At 50.1% G+C, this 23,263-nt stretch carries 16 protein-coding genes; 6 read left to right on the forward strand and 10 right to left on the reverse strand.

Annotation, left to right across the window (positions count from 1 at the left end; all coding sequences use genetic code 11):
• Positions 1–398: 398 nt before the first annotated feature.
• Both AC07OI_RS00930 and AC07OI_RS00935 read left to right on the forward strand, forming a co-directional pair.
• Positions 399–3,113: a TonB-dependent receptor gene (locus AC07OI_RS00930; protein ID WP_492703794.1), complete on the forward strand. Its 2,715-nt coding sequence runs from the start codon at positions 399–401 to the stop codon at positions 3,111–3,113.
• Positions 3,114–3,291: 178 nt separating this feature from the next.
• Positions 3,292–4,503 carry a M24 family metallopeptidase gene (locus tag AC07OI_RS00935; protein ID WP_492703795.1) on the forward strand — a complete coding sequence of 404 codons (1,212 nt, stop codon included), beginning with the start codon at positions 3,292–3,294 and terminating at the stop codon, positions 4,501–4,503.
• Between the two features lie 71 nt (positions 4,504–4,574).
• On the opposite strand, the gene AC07OI_RS00940 is transcribed toward AC07OI_RS00935, so the two are convergent.
• The 4 genes from AC07OI_RS00940 to tagH form a co-directional block, all read right to left on the reverse strand.
• A complete protein-coding gene (locus AC07OI_RS00940) occupies positions 4,575–5,090 on the reverse strand; it encodes a TssQ family T6SS-associated lipoprotein (RefSeq protein ID WP_495255986.1) in 516 nt (171 codons plus the stop codon).
• Between the two features lie 12 nt (positions 5,091–5,102).
• Complete coding sequence (locus AC07OI_RS00945) at positions 5,103–6,833, reverse strand: serine/threonine protein kinase (RefSeq protein WP_492703797.1); 1,731 nt, start codon at positions 6,831–6,833, stop codon at positions 5,103–5,105.
• A 79-nt stretch (positions 6,834–6,912) separates the two neighbouring features.
• Positions 6,913–7,677 carry a PP2C family protein-serine/threonine phosphatase gene (locus AC07OI_RS00950; protein ID WP_495255987.1) on the reverse strand — a complete coding sequence of 255 codons (765 nt, stop codon included), beginning with the start codon at positions 7,675–7,677 and terminating at the stop codon, positions 6,913–6,915.
• 33 nt (positions 7,678–7,710) lie between these two features.
• Entirely contained in the window at positions 7,711–8,991 is a 1,281-nt protein-coding gene (gene tagH, locus AC07OI_RS00955) for a type VI secretion system-associated FHA domain protein TagH (RefSeq protein ID WP_495255988.1), read from the reverse strand.
• Between the two features lie 451 nt (positions 8,992–9,442).
• Between tagH and AC07OI_RS00960 the strand changes: the two genes are divergently transcribed.
• Positions 9,443–9,949, forward strand: a complete 507-nt coding sequence (locus AC07OI_RS00960) for a helix-turn-helix domain-containing protein (RefSeq protein WP_492703800.1) — start codon at positions 9,443–9,445, stop codon at positions 9,947–9,949.
• A 53-nt stretch (positions 9,950–10,002) separates the two neighbouring features.
• Here the strand turns inward: AC07OI_RS00960 and AC07OI_RS00965 are convergent, their stop codons facing one another.
• Positions 10,003–12,813, reverse strand: coding sequence for a TonB-dependent receptor (locus tag AC07OI_RS00965; RefSeq protein ID WP_492703801.1), 2,811 nt, complete (start codon positions 12,811–12,813; stop codon positions 10,003–10,005).
• 529 nt (positions 12,814–13,342) lie between these two features.
• Between AC07OI_RS00965 and AC07OI_RS00970 the strand changes: the two genes are divergently transcribed.
• The 3 genes from AC07OI_RS00970 to AC07OI_RS00980 are packed head-to-tail and all read left to right on the forward strand — an operon-like array spanning position 13,343 to position 17,219.
• Entirely contained in the window at positions 13,343–14,395 is a 1,053-nt protein-coding gene (locus AC07OI_RS00970) for a proline racemase family protein (protein ID WP_495255989.1), read from the forward strand.
• Positions 14,392–15,483, forward strand: a complete 1,092-nt coding sequence (locus AC07OI_RS00975) for a M24 family metallopeptidase (RefSeq protein ID WP_495255990.1) — start codon at positions 14,392–14,394, stop codon at positions 15,481–15,483. Before AC07OI_RS00970 ends, AC07OI_RS00975 begins: the two co-directional genes overlap by 4 nt.
• 8 nt (positions 15,484–15,491) lie before the next feature.
• Entirely contained in the window at positions 15,492–17,219 is a 1,728-nt protein-coding gene (locus AC07OI_RS00980) for an MFS transporter (protein WP_495255991.1), read from the forward strand.
• Positions 17,220–17,349: 130 nt separating this feature from the next.
• Here the strand turns inward: AC07OI_RS00980 and AC07OI_RS00985 are convergent, their stop codons facing one another.
• The 5 genes from AC07OI_RS00985 to AC07OI_RS01005 form a co-directional block, all read right to left on the reverse strand.
• Entirely contained in the window at positions 17,350–17,859 is a 510-nt protein-coding gene (locus AC07OI_RS00985; RefSeq protein ID WP_492703805.1) for a DUF1993 domain-containing protein, read from the reverse strand.
• 93 nt (positions 17,860–17,952) lie between these two features.
• Positions 17,953–19,311: a sensor histidine kinase gene (locus tag AC07OI_RS00990; protein WP_495255992.1), complete on the reverse strand. Its 1,359-nt coding sequence runs from the start codon at positions 19,309–19,311 to the stop codon at positions 17,953–17,955.
• Positions 19,308–20,711, reverse strand: coding sequence for a sigma-54-dependent transcriptional regulator (locus AC07OI_RS00995; protein ID WP_495255993.1), 1,404 nt, complete (start codon positions 20,709–20,711; stop codon positions 19,308–19,310). The genes AC07OI_RS00990 and AC07OI_RS00995 overlap by 4 nt, the downstream gene beginning before the upstream one ends.
• Positions 20,712–20,818: 107 nt before the next feature.
• A complete protein-coding gene (locus AC07OI_RS01000) occupies positions 20,819–22,021 on the reverse strand; it encodes an ABC transporter permease (RefSeq protein WP_495255994.1) in 1,203 nt (400 codons plus the stop codon).
• On the reverse strand, positions 22,021–23,256 hold the full coding sequence (locus AC07OI_RS01005; protein ID WP_495255995.1) for an ABC transporter permease: 1,236 nt from the start codon (positions 23,254–23,256) through the stop codon (positions 22,021–22,023). Before AC07OI_RS01005 ends, AC07OI_RS01000 begins: the two co-directional genes overlap by 1 nt.
• Positions 23,257–23,263: the final 7 nt, after the last annotated feature.

Raw genomic sequence — 23,263 nt, forward strand, 5'->3', positions numbered from 1 at the left:
TTTCATTTCTCTTCTGCAAACAAGATTTATATCTTGATATCAGTTCGTTGTAAATATGTCTCAAATATTTTATTAATATACCTTAAATATATTTATATTGGTACATTTGAGTCCCGCCAGAATTTGGATTTCTTGTTTTTCACCCAGATTTTGGTAGTGATCAGCAATGACATGCTGGCAGAAAAAACCACTGCTGCCGCTTAAAGCAGGGTGAAAAACTGAACATGAATTTGCACTACATAAAGAGAAGGCTGGCCTGGCTGGTAACAGAAAAAGCAAGAGCCAGACCCGAAAGATATCCATGCACACGTGCTGACGCAAAGTGAAATGGAGGTGGCTGTTCATTTGAGGGATTGAATGGTGAGACTGAGGGCAACCTCAAAACTATGGAGCATACTTTGAAAACTTTACCCAACATGAAAAAATCCGCATTGGCCATTTCCCTGGCACTGATAGGACTACAAAGCAGCTATGCACAAGATGCTGCGCCAGTACAAAAAGTGGTCGTGACCGGTTCAAATATCAAACGCCTGGAAGTGGAGGGTGTTTCGCCTATTACCGTTATCTCCAAGGAACAGATATTGCGCTCCGGTGCAGAGTCAGTGCTTGATTTGATGCGCAACCTGACTTCTGCTGGTGGCAATGGCTCAGAATTCACGGACGGCAATAATTTCAGAAATGGTGCGGCAACTGCCAGCCTGCGCGGCATGCCCACCTTGATTTTACTTAATGGTAATCGCCTGCCAGTTTCGGGTTCGGATGATTCTGACGGTTTTACATCGGTCGACATCAACTCCATCCCCCTGGCTGCAATTGAACGCATAGAAGTGCTCAAGGATGGTGCTTCAGCCATTTATGGCACAGATGCTGTAGGTGGTGTCATCAACTTTATCATGCGTAGCAACTATGAAGGATTTGAGGTCAGCGCCGGCTATGGTAAAACGACAAGCGGTGGTGGCGATGTCAGCAAATTCTCTCTGACTGGCGGCTTCGGTAACCGCGAAACGGATAAATACAATATTTCGTACAGCTTATCGGCTGAAGAGCAAAAACGCATACGTGGTGTGGATCGTGATTGGGCCAATCATATAGACTTCACCAACAAACCCGGCGGCGTGCAGTATGCCAACGTCTATGGCGCGATCGCCAATGGACAGGCGGGCCCAGGCACACTGGCCATTGGTTCAAACCGGTTCCCTGATCCTGAATGTGCCAAAAGCGCCCAGATGCCCTACCCTAGCGGCGCAGACTGGTTTCCATCCGCGATCCGGAATGGCTGCTTGCACGGCACTGCCGAGTTTTCCGACCTGGTCAAACCCACCAAGCGCTTTGGTGGAACGCTCAATGCCAACTGGGACATCAGTCCGGAGATGACGGCATTTGCTTCAGCCTTTGTGACCAAGTATCACAAACGCATCTACGGCGAAACATCCTGGCTGCAAAACCGCGACCGCGGCAATATTTCTGTCCCCGCCAGCAATCCCTTCAACACTTATGGCAAGACTGTGACGATCAGAGCCAACTTTCCTGGTGAAGGCGGCCTGGAAACGGATCTCAATACCCTGTGGCTGGTTGGCGGATTGAAAGGCCAGGTTGGCACGTGGGATTGGTCAGTAACACTTGCCCATACTGTGGAAGACACTAATGCCACTACTCTGGGCTCCTACAAGCTGGAAGCCTTCAATAAAGCCATAGAAGATGGCCGCTACAATCCTTTCGGCGCAAACAAAAACCCGGCTGCCCTGATCAATGAGCTGGCTGGCAATATGTATGTCAAAGCCAAGAGCAAGTCTGACTCGATCAAGCTGCAAACTTCTACAGAATTCGGTAGCTTGCCAGGTGGTGCAATTGGCGTCTCCATAGGCTCCGAATTCCGTAAGAATTCACTGGATTACAATCCCTCAAGTGACTGGCAACAGGGTCTGCTGGCAAAATACGCTGTGCTTCCTGCCATACGTGGTTCAGAATCACTGTCAGCCCTGTACGGCGAAATGCGCATACCTGTGTTAAAGAATCTTGAAGTACAAGCAGCTGTCCGTCATGATCGCTATGAACTGGCCGGTAACACCACCAACCCTAAACTGGGTGTCTTATGGAACGCGGATAAAACCTTCCTGTTACGCGCGAATTACAGTACCGGCATGGTGGGACCGTCGTTGCCGCAACGCTTCAGCCAGGGTCGTGACGTTTTCTATACAGTCAACGATATCAAACGCTGTGTTGGCGGGGATTCTTATTTTGATCGCTTTTGCAGCACCCAGGTCAATACAAAAAATGCCGGGACCAAGGACTTGAAGCCCGAAAAGTCCAATCAATACAATATCGGTTTTGTGTTTGAGCCTATCAAGGACTTGAGCCTGGGCATGACTTACTTTGACATCAAATGGAGCAACAAGATTGATGTCCTTGATACAGTGACAGTCCTGGGTAATGAAGATGGCGCCTACAAGGCCAACGTCACCCGTGCCGCAGTTACACCAGAAGACATCGCTGCCTATGCAACTTTGTCTGCAGCAGACAAAGCACGCCTGGGTCCATTGCGCGGCCAACTGAAAGCGCTAACCACGGGTTTCGTCAATCGCTTTGAAGCACATACCTCTGGTATAGATGCAGATTTTGCCTACACCCTGCGCACACCAAACTTTGGCAAATTCAAGATCTCCGGTGAAGCCACCTATACCATCAAGTACAACACCAAATTATTGGCGGACAATGTGTATATCAACTGTCCCGACAATACGTCTTGTGATACGGGTGAATATAATAACCCGCGCTTGCTGGCAAATCTCGGGGTCAGTTGGGATATGGGTCCATGGTCGGCGACAACACGGGCAAATTATACTGCTGGTTTCCGCATAGACCGCACGCCTAACCTGGTCATCAACTCTTGGTACGATCTCTACACCAATGGTGGCGTGGTATCGCCTATGACGACGATAGATGCATCCATGTCGTATTCAGGCTGGAAAAATATGGTGTTGCGCGCAGGTGCGAATAATCTGTTTAATCGCGATCCTTCATTTGATGCGACCTCCAGCATGGGCTACAACTCTAGCTGGGGCAATCCGCGCGGACGTTATGTCTATTTGAATTTGAGCTATAAATTCAAATAAGCAAAAAAGATAGCATCCTGTCTTGTGAAGGGAGTTATCCATGAATCCCGGCGTGTACAGCGCCGGGATTTGTTTTTCCTATGCCCATTTCCGCATGATGTAGAGTGAAAATGATCAAGACAATCCTGGCAAGAGACCTTATGCTGACCCCTCTTTTTTCTTTAGCATGGGCAGAAATATGAACTTTGGCATAGGCGGTTCCACAGCAGCCACAGAATTAGCCAGCATCCAGACAGACTTGAGCGATGTCAGCCCCATCAGCGCAGCAGAGCGCCAGGCCAGAGTAGAAAAAGCTGCCAGACTGATGCAGGATCATGGCGTTGATGCCATGATCCTGCCTGCTGGCAGCAGCCTGTATTATTTCACCGGCCTGCGCTGGTACCCCAGTGAGCGCCTGACTGCCGTTGTAATGACACCGGACGCCAGGCTGACATATCTCTGCCCGGCCTTTGAAGATTCCAAGTTGCGTGAAACCCTTGGCGCAGATGCCGACATCCGCCTGTGGCAAGAAGAAGATGACCCTTGCCTGCTGATCAAAAACTTCTTGCTGGATGCTGGTTATAAAACAGCCACAATCGCCCTTGATGAAAACGCGCCCTTCTTTGTCTTCGATGGCTTGCGCCGTGTCTTGCCGCTGGCACAAATCATCAATGCCGCCAGCATCACGGCTGAATGCCGCATGCATAAATCAGCAGCGGAGCTGGCCATCATGCAAAAGGTCAAGAACCTGACGCTGGAAGTACAAAAGAAGGCAGCAAAAATTTTGCATGAAGGTATTTCTTCTTTTGAAGTCGCCCGATTTATTGACCAGGCACACCGCGCTTATGGTGGCAGCGCATCCACATTTTGCATCGTCAGTTTTGGTGCAGCCACCGCCATGCCACATGGCCCGGACGGCGAACAATTCCTGCGTGAAGGGGACATGGTACTCATCGATACCGGTTGTAAGCTGCATGGCTATAACTCGGACATCACTCGCAGCTATGTGTTTGGCAAACCCAGCCAGCGTCAGCGCGATATCTGGGAGTTGGAGAAAGCCGCCCAGGCAGCAGCCTTTGATGCGGCACAAATCGGCGTGCCGTGTGAGCAAGTTGATGCAGCCGCCAGAAAGGTATTGGCTGCCGCCGGTTTTGGCCCTGACTATCAGTTACCTGGCCTGCCGCACCGCACTGGCCATGGCATAGGCCTGGACATTCATGAATGGACTTATCTGGTCAAGGGCAATATGCGCCCACTGGCAGCTGGCATGTGTTTCAGCAATGAACCCATGATCTGCATAGAAGGCGAATTTGGCATACGCCTGGAAGACCATTTCTATATGACAGAACAGGGGCCACGCTGGTTCACGGGCCAAAGCCATGCGGTCGATGCACCATTTGGTCGTGATTAATACCTGCTACCGGCATATTTTGTGCCGGTAGCAGTTATTCACACACAGGCTCACTTACCGCTTATTTTTGCTTACTTGGTTACTGCGGTGCTTTCTTTTTTCTTGGCTGGGGCTGGTGCCTTGACTGCATTTTTTGATTTCAAAAATACCGGTCCCCAGACAGGATGGCCGATTTCAGCAGCAGACAAATTGAAAGCCGGGTCCAGCTTCAGGGCCTTGTCAAATTGCTGGCGACACAACTGCGTGCGGGATGTAACGCAGTAGCTGAAGGCCATGAGCTTCAGGGCACTTAATTGCACGTCCTTGTTATGCCCGTTCCAGATTTCATTGCCACTCAGTTTTTTGATGGCACCATTGTAGTCACCACCATCATACAGCGCCGTACCATCTTTCAAGGCTTGCACATCTGAGCTCAGCAAAGGGACTGCCGGCTCCACTGGTGGCGGTGGTGGCGGTGGCGGAAGTTCTTTTGGCTTCACAACAGGCTTGGGAGCAGGAGCCTGTTTGGGCGGTGTTTCGCAGCCCTGCAAGATGGTACACACCACCACCAGGCCCGTCACATACAGCATTTGGGCTAATTTATTCATTTTTCTTGCACTTTACTTATTCGTGAACTCATGTTCGATGGTTGCAGTATTACTTTTCCCTGCTTCGATTTCGGTAATGAAATCGGGGAAACCAGGATTGGTTACCCTGATCTTGTGCTTGCCTGCAGCCAGACTTAAATGCTTGAGAGGCGGACTGGCCCCTTGCTGTACGCCATCAACAAAAACCGTGCCCCAGGGCTTGATTGCCAGCTTCAGGTTAAGCTTGCTGGCTGCCGCAGCCTTGGCCGCTTTCACTTCCTTCAGGCGCGCTTGTGCAACATCGGTAAATTTACCCTGCGGGTATTGCTGCAAAAATGCGTTCAGCGCTTCCAGCGTAACAGTATTATCGTCCTTGAGCTTGTCCCATGCCAGTTTTTCTGGATCTGGCTTGTCTGCCGCTTCTACCGCGCTGGCAGTTGCAGGGGCGGCATTGCTGGCAGCGGCTACTGCAGGCTTTTCTGCTGGAGCAGCCACGGCAGCAGATGCCGGAGCAGGCACTGACTGCGGCGCAGATGCAGCAGTAGAGGCGGGGGCTGGAGCAGCAAGCAGCGTTTGGCCAGGCTTGTTCGCTCCCTGGCGGCTGGCTAAATAGGCGATTACCAGTACCAGTACTGCAGCTACTGCCAACATGGGAAACAAAAGCTTGCCAGACTTTGCTTGCGCGCTTGCCCCACCTTCTGCAGTCCTGGTTTCCGGCCTGTGTGTTTTGACGGCTGCCACATCCTTGACGGGCAATGCATGGACCTGATGATCCTGTCCCTCTGCGATGCCCGCAGCATGCTCCTCCCGGCCCTTGCGCGATTTGCGTACAGATGCAAAGGAACTGATCCCCAACAGCTGGCGGAATTCATCCATGCTTTGCGGGCGATCTTGCGGCTGTATTGCCAGCGCCAGGTCTATGCCTTTCAGGAACTTGGTGCTAAAGCCCGCATGCTCGCCATCCTGCAAGGGCATCATGGTGTCTTTCACGACACGGCCTACCGATATTGGCGGTGGTGATTTCATGATGGCGAAATACATGACAGCTGCCAGCGCATAGATATCCGTCCAGGATCCCTGGGGCATTTCCACATCGTCAGCATATTGCTCTATAGGCGCATAACCGGGCTTGAGGATAACCGTCATGCCTTGTGTCATGTCACCAATAATCTGGCGGGCAGAACCAAAGTCCAGCAAGACTGCCACGCCATTCTTTTGCACGATGATATTGTCAGGTGAAATATCCCTGTGCAGGATTTTTGAGCGGTACAAGGTGTCCAGCGCTTCAAGTATCTGCTTGAAGATGAACCTCAGCCAGGCCTCAGTCACCAGCTTCGGGCGCTTATTGACGATTTGCTTGAGGGTATGGCCGTCATAATGACGCATGACCATGTAGGCGGTCTTGTTTTCTTCCCAGAAGCGGTACACCTTGACCAGCGAAGGGTGATCAAATTGTGCCAGCAGGCGCGCCTCATTGATAAAGCTCTTCAAACCGGCTTCAAAAGTGGCTTTGTGACGCTCTGACCTGACCGTCACACTGGTATCGGCAGAACGGCCGGCCAGCGCTCCCGGCATGTATTCCTTGATGGCAACTGTGCGTTGCAGGGAATGGTCAAAGGCCAGATACACAATACCAAAGCCACCCTCACCCAAAACACCGGTGATTTCAAAGTCATTTAGCCGCGTGCCGACAGCGAGACAATTCTCGGTACCTGCATGAAATGCAGTTGGTGCTGCAGTGGCGAGTACTTTTTCTGTGTTCAAGGCTGACTCGGATCTTAGTTTTTTTATTGAAGCAGAAGCGGCGTGTTATTCACATTCCCGGCTTCCGGTTCGCGTTAATTCAGCGTTTTACCTGTTCGTCATACAGACAAATTGCAAAAGCCGAGAAATTATCCCTGTTAATTGCCTTTGACGTACTAATATTTTTTTCTGCAATGGCATTCATTTTACTTAACCAGGCCTCGCTACTGTTGGTCGTTGCCAGGCAAAATTCCATTTCATGCTCATGTACCCACTCCCAAAAACCATCAGTACACATGAGAAAGGCGTCACCGTTATGTAATTCTAGGGCATCTGCCGTCACTTCGGGGGCGTTGTCGCCTTCTGCGCCTATGGCAGCAAACAGCCTGTTACGATGAGGATGCTGGCGTATGCGCGACTGGTCGGCCATACCTGCATCAACCAGGCGCTGAGCCTGGCTGTGGTCTTTTGATACCGCCTTGATCCTGCCCTGACGAAACTGGTAGATCCTGGTATCCCCCATATGCGCCCACAAGGCACAGCGATTACTCTGGTCTATCAGTATCGCGGCGATGGTGGTGCTCATTTCCCGCTGGCTCAGATTATCGTGCTTGCTTTGTGCCACTTTCAAAATGGCCCAATCCAGGTAAGAGCGCAAGGCCCTGGCACTGAACGAGGCTTCCTGCACGAATTTTTCTATGACAGCATCAATCGCCAGCCTGGCCGCGATTTCACCACCGGAGTGGCCACCCGTACCGTCGGCCAGGACAAAACAGGCAAGTTCGTCCTCATTTGCCCAGGCCAGTGCATCTTCATTGGTTTTGCGGGTACCAATGGCAGTAAATTGCGCAGTGTCCAGATGCATGGCTAGGCTAAGGTTAGGTTTATGCACAGAAAACTAGCGGTTTGACTCTGCTTTTTCTACTTCTTTTTCATAGGCGAGCAAAAATTCCTTGCCAAACATCGCCTGAAATTCATCTTTCTTACCTGACGAAATACCGTCATACAAGGCATTAAACTGATCCCACATGGCTGCCTTGCGGCGTGCCGGGTTGATCTGGTCCATCAGGCCTGGCGTACCCAATTGCGCTTCGACATGGCTGGGCTGCAAGGTCTTCAGGATAGCATCCGTAATGGCGCGGGTACCTGCAGCCACTCCCATCTGATGGGTACGTATGTCAAAAAAAGCATCTTCCATCGCCTCTGCCGGTGCCATAAAACCTGGCATCTTTTTACGCAGCATCTGGGTCAGCACAGTTTTACTGTCAGGGAAAAATTTTAAAGGATTGTTTTCCCTTAAGACAACCATGGTTACTTCTGCTTTCACTTCACGCTTGAGTAAGGCACGCTGTGAAAGCTCTTCCATCGCCCCCTGAACCGAAGTTGCCATGAATTTGCCCAGGGTTTCCATCAGCTCCACGGTCAGACCGGACGAAAGATTCAATTGTTGCAGACCTGCTCCCTGCAAAAAAGCTTGAATAAGCTCATTGGCATTAGCCGTGGCATTGCCTGCTGCGCTGCCGGCTTTTGCAAGGTCGGGTTTTGTAGCACTTGCCTGTAAGGGCTGAGCATCAGTAACCACGGTTTCAGTCTGAACGGCTGCACCTGTCTGTGAAGTACTCGCTTCAGGACGCAACAAAAATTGCGGAGGTTGTGCTGGAGAACTGTCTTTTCCTGCTTGCAGGCGTACTGCTGGTTGACTTGCTGGCAGGACTTCTGCCTGGATATTTGTTTTTATTTCATTGCTTTTTACTTCATCACTTACGTGGTCTTTTTGTACATCAGGCACAGCTTCCGCCTGCACTACTGCATCAACGGCAACAGGACTGCTTGTCGATTCAGCTGATTCAGTTGATTCAGTTGACTCAACAGCTTCTGCCCGCAATACGTACAAACCTACCTGTATTTGATCGCCTGCATGAAATTCAACAGCAGTTTCTGCCACTATTTCCTTGCCATTAATAGAGACGGGATTAGCCAGGCTCAGGTTATTAATGAAATGCTGGCCGCCAGTACTCCAGATATTGGCCTGGGTACGAGAAACAAAGTGTTTAGGGTCGGGCAGAGCCAGGAAATTCTCTACATTTCGTCCTATCGTAGCTGGTTCCGGGCCGAATACCGCAGAAACCGGATCGGCTGGTGCTTCGTTATTGTAAGAAACAACGGCAATTTTAATCATTAGTGGCACTCCAAAACCATTTTGTATCGCCTATAAAATTAGTATCCTGAACAGGCAGTTTGAGATAATCTTACGACAGTGCTTTTTATGCTGACTCTGGCAACAATTATGGTATCAATTGCGCAAATAAATGATTATTTGTTGTAACGACCACCAAGTTAATATCTTGCCATGTCAACATGAACTCGCAGCTTACCCGATTCTCATGAAATCGGCGACTCAGCGAGGCCAAGTTTTGCTGTTTGCAGCATACATTGCGACAAAGTGCGACACTTGATATCAATTAAATATCGATTTCTGCCTTTGCAAATAGTAGAGCACCGCAGGTATGAACTCGTGCATGATCTGCCCGGTTCACTGCTCAGTTCATTGTTATAGTTTGCTGCCATTTATGCAATGGCTTGCATTTTTGCAATTGTTTTGGATAATTGTTATATATGAGGCAAGGGTAATGAAAGATTCTGAACATAGTCAGCCTGCTCTGTCAGAAGTTACAGGTACGTTTCATTATCAGGAATTGATTGAATCTCGCCTGGGCCAGCCAATTGCAGCAGATTTGATGGAAGCCGAAGCACAAAGACTGGCTGCTTCCCCCGGTGCCAAACTGGCTGCGGGACGCACTGCGTTGGGTTGGTCGATAGAACAAGTAGCGGCGCAATTGAAAATGGCACCACGTCAAATCATCGCGCTGGAAAAAGACGACTATCCCGCCCTTCCTGAGGCGGCGATAGTCAAAGGCTTCACACGCGCATATGCGAAGCTGGTCAAACTTGATCCCGGCCCCATCCTGGCCTTGATGGCAGCAGATACGGACCAAAAGAGGAAACCGGCAGCCAAAACTGACAAACCCCGCCGCCCAGGCAGCCCAGCGCAAAACCAGGGTTCTGCATTGGGTATTTATATCTGCCTGTTTATCGCGGCAGCATTGGCTTACGCTTATTTCAATTTGCAGCACTAAGCGTACCCTGCTCCATCAAAGTACTCTGCAGGGTACGGATTAGTTCAAGCCGATCAGAAGTTATACGAACCGGTCAGATAGAAAGTCCTGCCCAGTGCATCGGTATAACGGCCATCGTAACCAACCTGGTCACCATTGCCTTCTTTCAGTGACAAAGGCGGGTTGACGTTGAACAGATTGCGCACACCCACAGTCAGGGCCAGGTTTTTGCGCAATTGCGCCCGCGTCTGCCAGTCAAAGGTAGTGTAAGAAGAAACATCGCGCTTGACCGTGGCAAAATCACCAAAACTGCCATTCGCATTTACTTCACGCACAGAAGCTGAAGCATCGTGATAGCCAGAGCGATAATTCATCGTCAGGGCGTGGGTGAAAATGTCTGAAGTCTTCAGCGTCGCCACCAGCTTGCTGATGACGCGGAAAGCTACTGCGTTATTTTCATCATAGCGGCCAACACTGCGCACAGTCGGGCTGCCAGGAATGTCAAAGTCAGACATCAGCATATAAGTACCTGTCCAGTTCAAAGCCAGCTTGCCCAAAGGTGTAGCGGTCTTGAAGCTGTGATCCCAGTCTATACCGCGATAATGCGCATTGGCGATATTGTAGGATGGCAGGGTGCCGACCAGGATATTGCCGCCCTGACCTGGCTCATAGAACGTCGAGAACAGGTTTTGATAACGCTCAGGGTGACCAAAGACAATGGCTTCGGGCAATTGCGCGATCTGGTTAGACATTTTCACATCCCACAGGTCCAGACCCAGGGACAGACTGGATGTAGGTTCTATGCGTATGCCCATACTGGCTTGCTTGGATTCTTCCGGCTTCAAGCCGTTTTCACCGGTCAAACGATTACCACCAGTCAATACATCATACTGGGTAGAACCCATGCAATTTACAGCGCGTGGATCTGGTGATTTCACCGGGCAAGGATAAGTGCCGCCAGTATTGCCGCTATGGATAAGCGGTGATGTGATATCGCTCATGCTGGCCATCTTGAAACCCGTACCATACGAAGCACGCAACAAGAGATTATCAAATGCGCGGTAAGCAGCAGACAGTTTGTAAGTCAGTTTGTCAGCCTTGTTACCTTGCGTGGCAGAAGCAATAGGCTTGCCCTGTTCATCAAAATTGGCAGTATTCGTGACGGCACTGTAATCATCGTAGCGCAGCGCAGCGGTCACATCGAATTGCTTGCTGATGGGCAGCAAGAGTTCTGCAAAGCTACCCCAGTTTTTACGGCTGGCGGCAATCGGCAAATCACCAGGAGAATCACCCAGAGGTGCATCAGTATAATTTGGTTGCAGGGCATTGGTGCCCATACCTATGGGCGTAGCGAAGTAGTCATAACGCTGCTTGCTGAAATCGACACCCAGACCCAGTTGTGATTTACCACTGCCGATGGCGAACAGTTCGCGTGAACCACGCAGACTTAATACATCCAGTGTACTCTTGGAGCTGGACCAGTTTTCATGCAAGACTGCTGGCGCCAGAATCGCAGCAGAAGAACCAGCAGGTGCAAAAGGATCGTATTTGCCGCTATCAACTATGGCGTAGAATTTGTCCTTGCTCAAAAAACCACCGGCAAAATCACGAATGCGCTTGGAGATGGAATGCGTGTACGACAAGTTATAGTCAAAACCAAAGGCATTGCCTTCTGCACCCAGCACCAGATGCTGTGCTTCCGTCGTGTAGGCAGTATTACGGCCACCGGCATCAGAAATACGCAGGCGCATTCTGGCTGAATCGAGATCAGCAGGATTAACACCAAGACCAGCCAGATAAGGCGTTACATATTTGGCGAACAAAGGGCTGTCCAGACCCAGGTTCAAAGGCTGTGCAGCCGGTGCATAACGACCGGTTTGCTTGAAGTTGGAAACGACTGCTTCAGCAAAAATAGTGGTGTCGCTATTGAGTTTGTAATTTAACGAAGAAAACAGACTGTCGCGTTTTGATTCGGGTATCAATTGCACTGTCGATGCATAATCGTAGCGGCAACGGTTTTCTACCTGGAAGGTATTGGGCCCGCAGGTTTTGTCTTTCAAATAGTTGGGTGAGAACAAAATGGGGTCTGCACCATTCTTGAAATTCAACTGCGCTATCGATGGACTGGAATTGTCTGACAAAAACCAGGTCGCATAGTTTTTTCCATTGGCTGAAAATCTTCTGACGCCGGTATCAGCAAACGAACGTTGATTGGCATTGAGCATGCTTTGCTCGTCATGACTATACGACAGCAAAACGTTATAGCCATCTTTCTCCAAATCACCAAAGCCTTTGGAAATGCCGATGCGATATGATTTCCCACCCGACTCTTGCGGATGGGTATAACTGAAATCAACAGCCGCATCAGTCTGATTCTTGCGCAAAATAAAATTGACGACGCCAGCGATCGCATCTGAGCCATACAGTGTCGATGCACCATCCGTCAGAATCTCCACTCGTTCAACCGCAGACAAAGGAATACTGGCCAGGTTAACAGTACTACCCGCACCATATGAAGCCAGTCTGTGGCCATTCAACAAGACCAGAGTGTAAGCAGCGCCAATATTATGGATGGAAGCAGTTTGCAAACCGCCACCACCGCCATTGATGGTTTGATTGGCAGTGCTGAACCCTTGCATGCTGGGTAAAGCAGCGATCAGGCTTTCGACGTTGGTCGCACCACTTTTTTCTATGTCAGCGCGTGACAGGGTCTGCACAGGCAAGGCAGTTTCCTGATTAATGCGTTTGATGGATGAGCCTGTCACTTCCACGCGCTGCATGGGCGCTGTTGTATCTTGCGCCTGGCTGGCGCCAGCCATAATACTCAAACCTAGTCCGCTGGCGAACATCAGTCTCAGCGAATGGGATAATACTTTTTCTTTCATTTTGTCTGCTCCGGATCTGGATAATATTTCTTGATTTTCTTGCTTATTTTCTTGCTTATTTTCTTGCTTATTTTCTTGCTTACTGAGTTGGGTATTGCCTGGAATGTGAAGCTCGCGCAGCTCTTCTCGCTTGCACAGTGTCAGTGGTGTTGTTTGCTGCTTCCTAATCCCTTGTGTGAATTAGCTGGCCAAAGCACAAACCGCCTGGATTACAAACTGCGTGCTTATTCTGAGGCGACATCTTTTACTGCTTTTTTGATGACGCCAGCTCTGCTGTCCTGCTAGAGCTCACTGACATTTCTTCACTGATTTCCAGTGAAACTGCCCATGTCATTTTTAATATATCATAAATATATTTTAAATATACGTAAACATTTGCGGAAATTTTAAGCAGACAAAATATTTTTTTGCTGTGCCAATTTCCACGCAAGGGAACAGGCAAACCGTCAAGACAGACATGCTCACGCACTCTAAGCTGACGCGTTTGAAGCAACACTTTTGAAGCAGAATTCTGAGCAGGAGCGTGACCATGCCAAGTGCAAACCAAGCCATGGCTTTTTCGAGTTGGCGACCATCGTCTGATATCTTGCAGATCAGCAGTCTGGATTGCCACACCGGCGGCGAGCCCTTGCGCATCATCACGGCTGGTTTTCCGGTTCTGCCGGGCAAACGCATTCTCGACAAGCGTGAATATTGCCAGGCACATTACGATCATTTACGTACGGCATTGATGTTTGAACCACGTGGCCATGCCGATATGTATGGTTGCATCATCGTCGCCGCTGAGCGAGTGGACAGCGATTTTGGTGCGCTGTTCTTGCATAACGAAGGCTATAGCACCATGTGCGGTCACGCCATCATCGCCCTGACAAGGGTGGCACTGGAAGCCGGTGTGGTGGTCAGCACCGGGCCCATGACTACCATCAAGATAGATGTGCCGGCCGGACAAATCACTGCCTATGCCGAAATGACTGCCGGCAAAGTTACACGCACCTATTTTGACAATGTACCTTCCTTTGTCGCCGCCCTGGACGTAGCAGTTGACGTGCCTGATCTGGGTAAGGTGAATGTCACACTGGCTTATGGTGGCGCTTATTACGCCTATGTGGATGCGCCCAGCCTGGGGCTGTCACTGGCCGCTGATAACCACCGGCAGATCATCGCCATGGGGCGCAGCATCAAGGCTGCGGTGCAGGCGCAAATACCGATACATCACCCTTTTGATGATGAACTCAGCTTTCTGTATGGCTGCATCTTTTCTGCTCCATCCACCACACCGGGCGTGCATAGCCGCAATGTCTGCATTTTTGCCGACGGCGAACTGGACCGCAGCCCGACAGGCAGCGGCGTGTCCGGCCAGGCCGCCATCCTGCATGCACGTGGCGCTTTGCGGGTGGGAGAGAACATCATCATAGAAAGCATACTCGGCAGCCAGTTCAAGGTAGCCGCCTATCATCCGCAAAGCTATGGCTACCACAGCGCCATCATCCCGCGCGTGGAGGGTAGTGCCCACGTGACAGGACGCAGTACTTTTTATCTGGACCCACAAGATCCACTGATACAAGGATTCATATTCCGATGAAAGCCGAATTTGAACAAAGACTGAGTAAACTACGCCAGCGCATGTCCATTGAGGAGAAGCAAACCTTACTGGTTTTCTCGCTCGACAATCTGCGCTATCTCACCAATTATTCTGGTGAAGCGGCGTATGGCATAGTCACGATGGATCAGGTCTTTCTGATTACTGATTATCGCTTCATCGAACAGGCTGAAGAAGAATGCGTCGAATGTCAGATCATATGTCGCAACCGTGATCAGCAAAGCCTGGGGCAGGCGATACGCCAGGTGCTCGATAAAAAGCACATTACCAGCCTGCTGTTTGAAGCAGGACATATCACTTTGCAGACATGGTCAGGCATAGCGCAAGAGTTGACAGGCATTGCATGCACGTCCAGTGCTGGCGTAGTAGAGGAATTGCGCAAAATCAAGGATGCATGGGAGATAGCACAAATCCGCAAGGCAGCTGCGATTGCAGACCAGGCCTTGCATGACTGCATGCCTCTGCTCTGCATAAGCGTCAGCGAACGTGACTTTGCACTTGAACTTGAATACCGCATGCAAAAACTGGGCTCTGAAGGTTTGTCTTTCCCCAGCATAGTCGGTTTTGGCCCACGCTCTGCCCTGCCACATTGCATACCGTCAGCCAAAACCTTGAGTGAGGGCGATCTGATCGTCATTGATTTTGGTGCAGTCGTGAATGGCTATCGCTCGGACATGACGCGCAGCTTTGTCGCTGGCAAGGCCAACTCGCAACAAAGCGATATGTACCGCATCGTGCAACAAGCACAGCAAGCTGCACTGGATAGTCTGCATGCCGGTCAGTTAGCTACCGTCACCAGTTGTGCAGCCAGCAATGTTTTGCAGGCCTCGGAATTTGCCGCTTATACCAGTACTGGATTGGGTCATGGCGTAGGCATACAATTGCATGAACAACCTTTCATCAGTCCGGTCTGCCAGGACATGTTTCAAGCAAACTACGTCGTCACCATAGAACCCGGCATCTATATCCCCGGCTATGGTGGTGTACGCATAGAAGATGATGTAGTCGTACTCGCTGATGGCTATAGCTTCATTAGCCATGCACCCAAGATCTTTGAGCTGGAAATTTAAAACTACCTATGTCCACTACCTCACCCTCTTCGGGCCGCAGTCCTTTCCATAAAAATTTCTATGTCGCGAACAGCATGGAAATTTTTGAACGCCTGGCCTGGTATGGATTTTTCACACTGTCCTCTTTATACATGACCAGCCCGGTATCACAAGGTGGCCTGGGTTTGAATGACCAGGAGCGCGGTTTCTTGCAAGGCATGATCCCCTTCTTGCTGTATCTGCTGCCAGTGATTACCGGCGCACTGGCCGACCGCTATGGTTACCGGCGCATGTTCCTGATTGCTTTTTGCATCATGTGTCCGGCTTATTTCCTGCTGGGTCAGGTGCATGGCTTCTGGAGTTTCTGCGCCGTCTTCCTGGCGGTCGCTGTCGGCGCTGCCTGTTTCAAACCGGTGGTGGTCGGTACCATAGGCCGCACTACCGATGACACAAATCGCGGTCTCGGATTTGGCGTGTTTTATACGATGGTGAATGTCGGTGGTTTCCTGGGGCCACTGGTAGCTGGCTATGTGCGCGCCATCAGTTGGGACATGGTGTTTCTCATGTCCTCGTTCTGGATCTTGTTGAATTTCATACCGGCGATTTTCCTGTACAAGGATGGTGATCATCACGAAACTGGCACCGACCAGCGCGGCTTGCGCCAGGTCTTGCTGGAAACCCAGGAAGTGCTGGGCAATGGCAGGCTGGCACTGCTGGTAGTACCGGCCATCATAGGCATCATGATCGCGGCCAAGGGTGGTATCAGCTATGCACAATATTTCATGGCGATGGCGGGCTGGCTGGGTATCAACCTGCTCTGGAGTGCGCTGAACAAATCGGGCCGTCAGCAACACTGGTACCAGCAGGGCATACGCATAGGCAATGCGCAATTCGTCATCTACCTGCTCATCATGACGGGCTTCTGGACTATCTATAATCAGCTCTTCATTACCCTGCCCTTGTATATACGTGATTTTGTCGATACCCAGGACCTGGTCCTGCTGATAGGCAAATATAGCCCGGCTGCGCTGGATTTTCTGGCAGCCGTCAATGTAGAACAATTGGCGAACGTCTTGCCAGGCCTGGCCGCCAAACTGGGGGCATATGCAGATACTCAGTTACTGGAACAATTGCGCCTTGAACTGGTGAACTACAAAGTCATGCCGCCGCTGGAACAATTACAGTCTGGCCTGCAGGCGTTGCACGCAGGCAAAATCAGTGCTGCGCAACTGGCGGCAGACTGGAGTCAAACTTACCGTCAGGTCAATCCTGAATACATCGTCAATCTGGATTTTGGTGCTGTCGTACTCTTGCAAATTGCCATCAGCACGTATGTACAACGCTGGAAAGCCTTACCTGTGCTGGTCATGGGTACGCTCGTGCTGAGCTTCAGCCTGTGGATGGCAGGTCTGTCAAATGCCTTGTTGTTTGGCGGCGTCAGCGTCTGCATGGCTGTGTTTGTATTTGCCTTGGGCGAAATGATCGCTTCACCCAAGAGTCAGGAATATGTGGCAGCCATAGCTCCAAAAAGAAAAACCGCGATGTTCATGGGTTATTACTTCGTCTCGATGGCACTAGGCAATCTGTTTGCCGGGCTGTTGTCGGGATGGTCGTATACCGTGCTGGCGCGGCAGATGCATCAACCCATGTTGATGTGGAGTTTGTTTGGAGGGATAGGTGTTATTACTTCGATTGCGCTGCTGGTATTTAATTTGCGGCTGAAGAAGGCTGTGCAGGGTTTTGCAGTGGCAGCTTAATTCGTGTAGGTTGGGCTACGGGGCATCAGCCCAACACTGGGCTTCAACAAACGTATACGCTATTGAAACGCCGAGTGTTGGGCTGGTAAAACGTAGCCTAGCGAGGCCCGGCCCAACCTACGAGAATAGCTTAACGCAGACCCATAAAATCTTTTTTGCCAATTTCCACACCGTTATGACGGAACAATGCATACGCCGTCGTCACATGGAAAAAGAACTGCGGCAAGCCGTAGTTCAACAAATACGCCTGGCCTGAGAAAGTCTGTTCTTTTGGTGTGCCAGGGCGCAGGACGACGTTACGAGTTTCGCTGCCTTCAAATTTGGATTCATCCAATGTTGCAATGAAAGCCTTGGTTTTGGCGATACGTTCTTGCAGCTCTGCGAAAGTTTGTTCATTGTCTTCGTAAGCTGGCAATTCAGCTTGTGCCAGACGGCCGGTTACGCCTTTGGCAAAATCAGCAGCGATCTGTACCTGACGTGTCAATGCCAGCATGTCAGGGAATAAACGTGCCTGCAAGAAATTTTCTGCCGGGATGTTCTTGGCTGTCGCATGCGCTTCAGCTTTTTTCAGGACATCGCTGAGGCTGTCAAGCATCTGATTAAAGACGGGGACAGAGGCAGCGTACATGGAAATAGACATGGAAATCTCCTAAATAGTTGGCAGAATGAGCCGAATGGAGCTGCATTATAGGACGTATAGAAGATTTGCGTATGAGCTTGGAATTTTCTCGATTTAAGATCCAATAAGGATATCAAAGCTGGTCTCACCCTGGCCATTCGCCATGAGTTTATGGCTATAGCCATGCCGGTTCAAGACTTCACGCACAAACATCAGGCCTATGCCCTGGCCACCTTTTTTGGTCGTGAAGAAAGGCGTGAACAATTGCCCATGTGGCACATCTGACAAAAGATTGGCTGAGTCCCTGACGGATAAAAGTATGGCCTGCGTATCAGTATCCCGCCTGAGCTCAAGCTTGACATACCCAGTCTCTTGCAAGCCAAGCTTGATGGACGTTTCTACAGCTTCAATCGCGTTCTTGACGATATTCAATAAGGCCTGTTCCATCAAATGCCCATCCAGTATTTGCAGGGGGATATTTTCACGCACTACCCAGTTGAAACTGATACCAAGCTCATGGCATTGCTGGCGATATAAATAGATGATGCCATCCAGCATGGCAGCCAGATCATGTGGCTTCAGCTCAGGTTCTGGCATTTTGACGACGCGGGTGAACCTCTCTATGAACTCACCCAGATTACCATTGCGCTTCCTTACTGCAGCGATGGCGGTGACAAAATCATGACTGTCTTCTGTCAGTAATTGTCCGCTGTAAAATAACAATGATTCCAGCACCGAGCCCGTTGCAGCGACGGTATTATTCACTTCATGTGCGAGTACCCGTATGAGTTTTTCATAAGTGGCTTTTTCTGAACTGGCAAGCTCTGCCGTGATTTCATCTATCAATACGAAATCGCGTTTGAAGCCACGGTCTGTAAATTGATTTTTCTGGCAGCGGTAGCGCCTGCCTTCAGTGTCGCCATAGACGGCACTCTCACCAGGCAATAACTGTTGCAGTTGCTGCAGTAATTCAATACTACCGGTGGCTTCATTTTTCTGGATCAATTGTTGCAAACTCAAGCCTGCGTTTTCTGTCACGTCCAATAAATTCTGGGCACTGACATTCATCAAACTGATCTTGTCATCGAAATCAAACACGATGACTGCTGTGGGCGTTGCTTCCAGCAAGCGATCCAGAAAGCCGCGCTGCTCACCTAACTCCAGCCTTTCTTTATACAGGGCTTCCAGCATGCGATTGAACAAGACCACCAGTTCATTGACTTCCTTATTACTGTCTGGTTTGATGCGGCTGGCATAATTTTCATCTTGCAAGAGGTCATGAAATTGCTGGGCAAAGTCCAGAGGTTGCAAGACTTTATTGGTCAGATAAATACCCAGGGTAAGGCTACAAGCCAGGCCCAGTTCAAGACAGACGATGAGCAAAGGCTGGCTAAGATAAAAGCTGAAAGCCAGCACCAGAAAAATGCCATGGATAAGAAACAGGTAAGCCAGCAAACGCCGCTTCAAGCTCATTGCCGTTCCTCATCATCGATTTCACTTGTGCTGATCTGATGTTTTTCCAGTCTGCGGTACAGGGAAAATCTGCTCAAGCCCAGAGCCTTGGCCACACGTGTAATATTGCCGTGATGCTGCTCCATGGCTTTTTCTATCATCAGCTTTTCTACCTGATCAAGAGTCATGCCAGCGATGCTCATGCCCTGCCCCTGCGCTTCTTCATGCTGCTCGGCAAACAGGAAATCGTTTTGCTCCAGCACAGGCTTGCCCACCAGCAGCAGGGTACGTTCCAGACATTGTTTGAGCTGGCGTATATTACCCGGCCAGGTCCTGCTGGCCAGCCATTGCAATGCAGATGGCGCAAGACTGACTGGCTCCATGTCATAGCTATTTACCAGAGCTACCATGAGACGATTTGCCAGCAAGGGGATATCACTGCGGCGCTCACGCAGAGGCGGCAGGCGTATGGTGATCAGGTTCAGGCGATAATACAGGTCTTCACGAAATTCATTGCTGGCAACCAGTTCTGCCAGTTCGCGGTTGGTGGCTGAGATGATGCGCACGTCAGCCTGCTCGGTCTTGCTGGCCCCCACCGCCTGGTAACTTTGGTTTTGTAATACCCGCAGTAATTTGACCTGGTCATTGCGGTTCAATTCACCGATTTCATCGAGGAATAAACTGCCCTGGCTGGCCATGGCGAAATGGCCCTTGCGGTCACTTTTGGCATCCGTGAAAGCGCCCCTGACATGACCGAACATTTCGCTTTCAAACAAGCTCGTCGTCACTGCCCCCATATTCACCTTGACGATGGGCTTAGTGGCGCGCGGACTGTTGCGGTGTATCGCATCGGCGATCAATTCCTTGCCAGTGCCACTCTCGCCCAGGATCAGTACTGAGGCATTGGTTTTGGCGACCCGGCCTATGGTCGCCAGTACCTTTAGTAACTCCGGATGCTCGCCGATGATGTCGCTGAAATTGAACTGTTGATCCAGCGTCTGGCGGCTCGCGTTACCAGGCGTGGCAACTTGAGCCATATCCAGAGTAGTACGTATCAGTTCCTGCAAAGACGTGTTATTCCAGGGCTTGGTAAAAAAATCTGCCGCTCCCAGTTTGACGCCACGGACAGCCAGGGCGATCGAGCCCCAGGCTGTCATCAACAAAACCGGTAGTGCGGGATAGATGCGTTTGATGTCTGCCAATAAAGCCAGCCCCTCTTCGCCGGTAGTTTGCAAAGAAAAATTCATGTCCTGCAAAACCAGGTGTATTTCCTGTGTCGCCAGTATCTGCATGGCCTGCTGCGGGTCATCGCAACTGACGCTGGTATAGCCAGCTTGCTTCAATAGCAAAGCCAGCGACACCAGCACTGAACTGTCATCATCTATGATCAGGATACGTTGGTTTGTTAATGCTACTGGCATGGCCTTATCTATTGCATATGGGTGAAAACAGAAATGCAAGCTTCACACCCCTGAGTGTGAAGCTTGCCAGCTATCTTAAACGTTTTGGTCTGTGATCAAGAATAATTTTATTCGTAATGCAAGGCTTCCGTCGGGCTGAGACGGCTGGCACGCCAGGCCGGATACAAAGAGCACAGTGTAGAAATAACATAGATCACCGCCACAGAGATCAAGGTAGCGGTAATGAATACCGTCCAGTTAATGGCATCACCCAAAACTCCGGTCAGGGGCAGTTGTATCAGGAATACCATCCCTACCAGCATGGCAATGGAACTCAGCAACAATTGCTCACTGACGATTTGCTGATAGATATGCCTGCTGTTCGCACCGATAGCCCGACGCAAGCCTATCTCGGGAATACGTTGCGTGGTATTTTGCCAGAGTACGCCAAACAAACCAAAACCGACCATGATGAGCAAGAAAACGGCAATGACAGCCAGTATCATCAGAGGTATGGTGTCTTCAGTCATTTTTGACTGACGCATATCTGTCAGCGGTGAAATCCTGTAACCCCAGTCACTGCGTATGAGTTTCAATTGCTGGTTCAGTTTTTCTTCAAAGGCTCTTGATGTCCCTGGCTTGACTTTGATCAGGACAACGTCCATGCGCCTGTCCCCGGTTGCTTTGGAAAAACGCATGATAGAAAAGTTTGTCGGTGCCATGAATTCACCTTTATTACGGAAATCTTCAAACACACCTGTAATGCGCAACAATTGGACATTTTTAGAGCCCGGCTCAGTATCTGCAACCAACTGTCCGACCGCACTCCTGCCAGGAAACATGCTGTCTGCCAGTTTCTTGTTAATGATGATGGCTTTTTCTGGTCTGCCCTCGTCCTCTGCCGAGAACCAGCGCCCATCCAGCAATTTCATGTTCAGAAGGGCAGGAATTTCATCTGCCATTTCGGTCATGTTCACCTTATATTCAGATTTACTGCCAGGCAGGTACAGATCAGAGCGCCAGGTGGCATTACTATATGGAGAATAATTGATGAAACCAACTTGCTCCACTTCAGGCAAAGCGGCCAGACTACGCTGGAAGTTTTCTGTCACGAGAGGATCATTTCTTGGATTAAGCTCTCCCGGACTCAGCATCTTGACTGACCACACATCCCGGTATTCAAATCCCACAGGTAAATGGTACAACTGAAAATAACGTGCAGTCATCAGCGCCAGCCCAAATACGACACAGAAAGCCAAAAGAATTTCCAGGCTCAGCAGCAAGTTCTTGAACTTGCGTTTCCAGATAGGTTTGAGTATGTGGAAAAACATTATGCAGCTCCTTTCAGGGCAAGCACGGGATCAAGGCGTGACATCTTCCACGCGGGGATGACGCCGGACAAAACACCAAACACGATGGCAATCACAAAACCGTAGGCGAACACCGCAAAGCTCAGATCCACTTTCATGTAAGGTACCAGATTTGCATTGCTAAGCCAGGCCAGGGTCAGTTTGGTGAAGATCAGGCCCACGACGCCACCAAACAGGCAAAGCAAGATATTTTCGATAACGAATTGCTTGACCAGTTCACGATTACTTGCACCGAAAGCCTTGCGCACCCCAATCTCGGCGGCTCTCTCCATGATGCGGCCAGAATTCAGATTGATCAGATTCAAAGCAGGTAAAAGCATGAAGAGCAACATGGCGAACACGATTCCGGCCACTAGTTGTGGTGCGCCTGAATCAGCGACCTCATCCTTACTCAGTATGCCTCTGGCAAAGAAGTCCAGTTTGCTGTCTGCCCACATGTAGGTATGGTCCCAATGCGTTGGTTCATCCGCATTGATTTGTTTGACAACCTGTAAAAGCTCATCCTTTATCAAGGGCAAATCTGCAGCACTCTTGCCCATCAGCAGGGCGTTGAAATCCCCTGAATATTGCTCACGGTATTCTGACGTAGGGAAAGTGCTTACCGGAACCCAGATATCCGCGTAAGCATTGAGATGCAGCACGTCTTCCACTACACCGATGATCTCAAACTGCTGTCCGCCAGTATTGATTTTCTTGCTCAGTGCGGCTTCACTTCCAAACAATTTTTTTTCCGTGCTCTCATTGACGACGGCCACAAAACGCCCCTGTTTGACATCATCCTCAGTCGGCACTCGTCCGGACAATAGCTTGAAGTCCATTATCTGCCAATACTCAGCATCAGCGCGACGCATCATGATTTCATTGACACTGTCTTTTTGATAGACAGAAACAGGTTCAGGACCGGTCACTGCGGCGACCTTCTCCACTGTTTTCATTTTACGCAAATACTGATCAATGACCTTATAGCCCAATGGGCTTCTCCTCGTATTGTTTTTGCTGGCCTGAGTGATCGTACTGATTTGCAAAAACCTTTCACTTTTGCCTTCCACGCCCTTTGGATAGAAAGTCGTTTGCAAGATAGCCGTCACCGTCAGCAATACCACCATGGTCAGCACAATGCACAGCAGGTTGATGGCAGTGAACAATTTGCGCCGCATGTATACCTTGCAGGCAATCTGGAAATAATTCTTTAACATCGCCTTG

It is taken from the genome of Undibacterium sp. GW821-FHT07F11 (assembly GCF_059418665.1).

Excerpts from the sequence above, each read along its gene's own strand:
- AC07OI_RS00980 (WP_495255991.1), top strand. The coding sequence starts at position 15,492 with ATGTCCACTACCTCACCCTCTTCGGGCCGCAGTCCTTTCCATAAAAAT.
- AC07OI_RS00985 (WP_492703805.1), bottom strand. The coding sequence starts at position 17,859 with ATGTCTATTTCCATGTACGCTGCCTCTGTCCCCGTCTTTAATCAGATG.
- AC07OI_RS00935 (WP_492703795.1), top strand. The coding sequence starts at position 3,292 with ATGAACTTTGGCATAGGCGGTTCCACAGCAGCCACAGAATTAGCCAGC.
- AC07OI_RS00990 (WP_495255992.1), bottom strand. The coding sequence starts at position 19,311 with ATGAGCTTGAAGCGGCGTTTGCTGGCTTACCTGTTTCTTATCCATGGC.
- AC07OI_RS00965 (WP_492703801.1), bottom strand. The coding sequence starts at position 12,813 with ATGAAAGAAAAAGTATTATCCCATTCGCTGAGACTGATGTTCGCCAGC.
- AC07OI_RS00940 (WP_495255986.1), bottom strand. The coding sequence starts at position 5,090 with ATGAATAAATTAGCCCAAATGCTGTATGTGACGGGCCTGGTGGTGGTG.
- AC07OI_RS00950 (WP_495255987.1), bottom strand. The coding sequence starts at position 7,677 with ATGCATCTGGACACTGCGCAATTTACTGCCATTGGTACCCGCAAAACC.
- AC07OI_RS01005 (WP_495255995.1), bottom strand. The coding sequence starts at position 23,256 with ATGTTAAAGAATTATTTCCAGATTGCCTGCAAGGTATACATGCGGCGC.
- AC07OI_RS00975 (WP_495255990.1), top strand. The coding sequence starts at position 14,392 with ATGAAAGCCGAATTTGAACAAAGACTGAGTAAACTACGCCAGCGCATG.
- tagH (WP_495255988.1), bottom strand. The coding sequence starts at position 8,991 with ATGATTAAAATTGCCGTTGTTTCTTACAATAACGAAGCACCAGCCGAT.
- AC07OI_RS00970 (WP_495255989.1), top strand. The coding sequence starts at position 13,343 with ATGCCAAGTGCAAACCAAGCCATGGCTTTTTCGAGTTGGCGACCATCG.
- AC07OI_RS00960 (WP_492703800.1), top strand. The coding sequence starts at position 9,443 with ATGAAAGATTCTGAACATAGTCAGCCTGCTCTGTCAGAAGTTACAGGT.
- AC07OI_RS00995 (WP_495255993.1), bottom strand. The coding sequence starts at position 20,711 with ATGCCAGTAGCATTAACAAACCAACGTATCCTGATCATAGATGATGAC.
- AC07OI_RS01000 (WP_495255994.1), bottom strand. The coding sequence starts at position 22,021 with ATGTTTTTCCACATACTCAAACCTATCTGGAAACGCAAGTTCAAGAAC.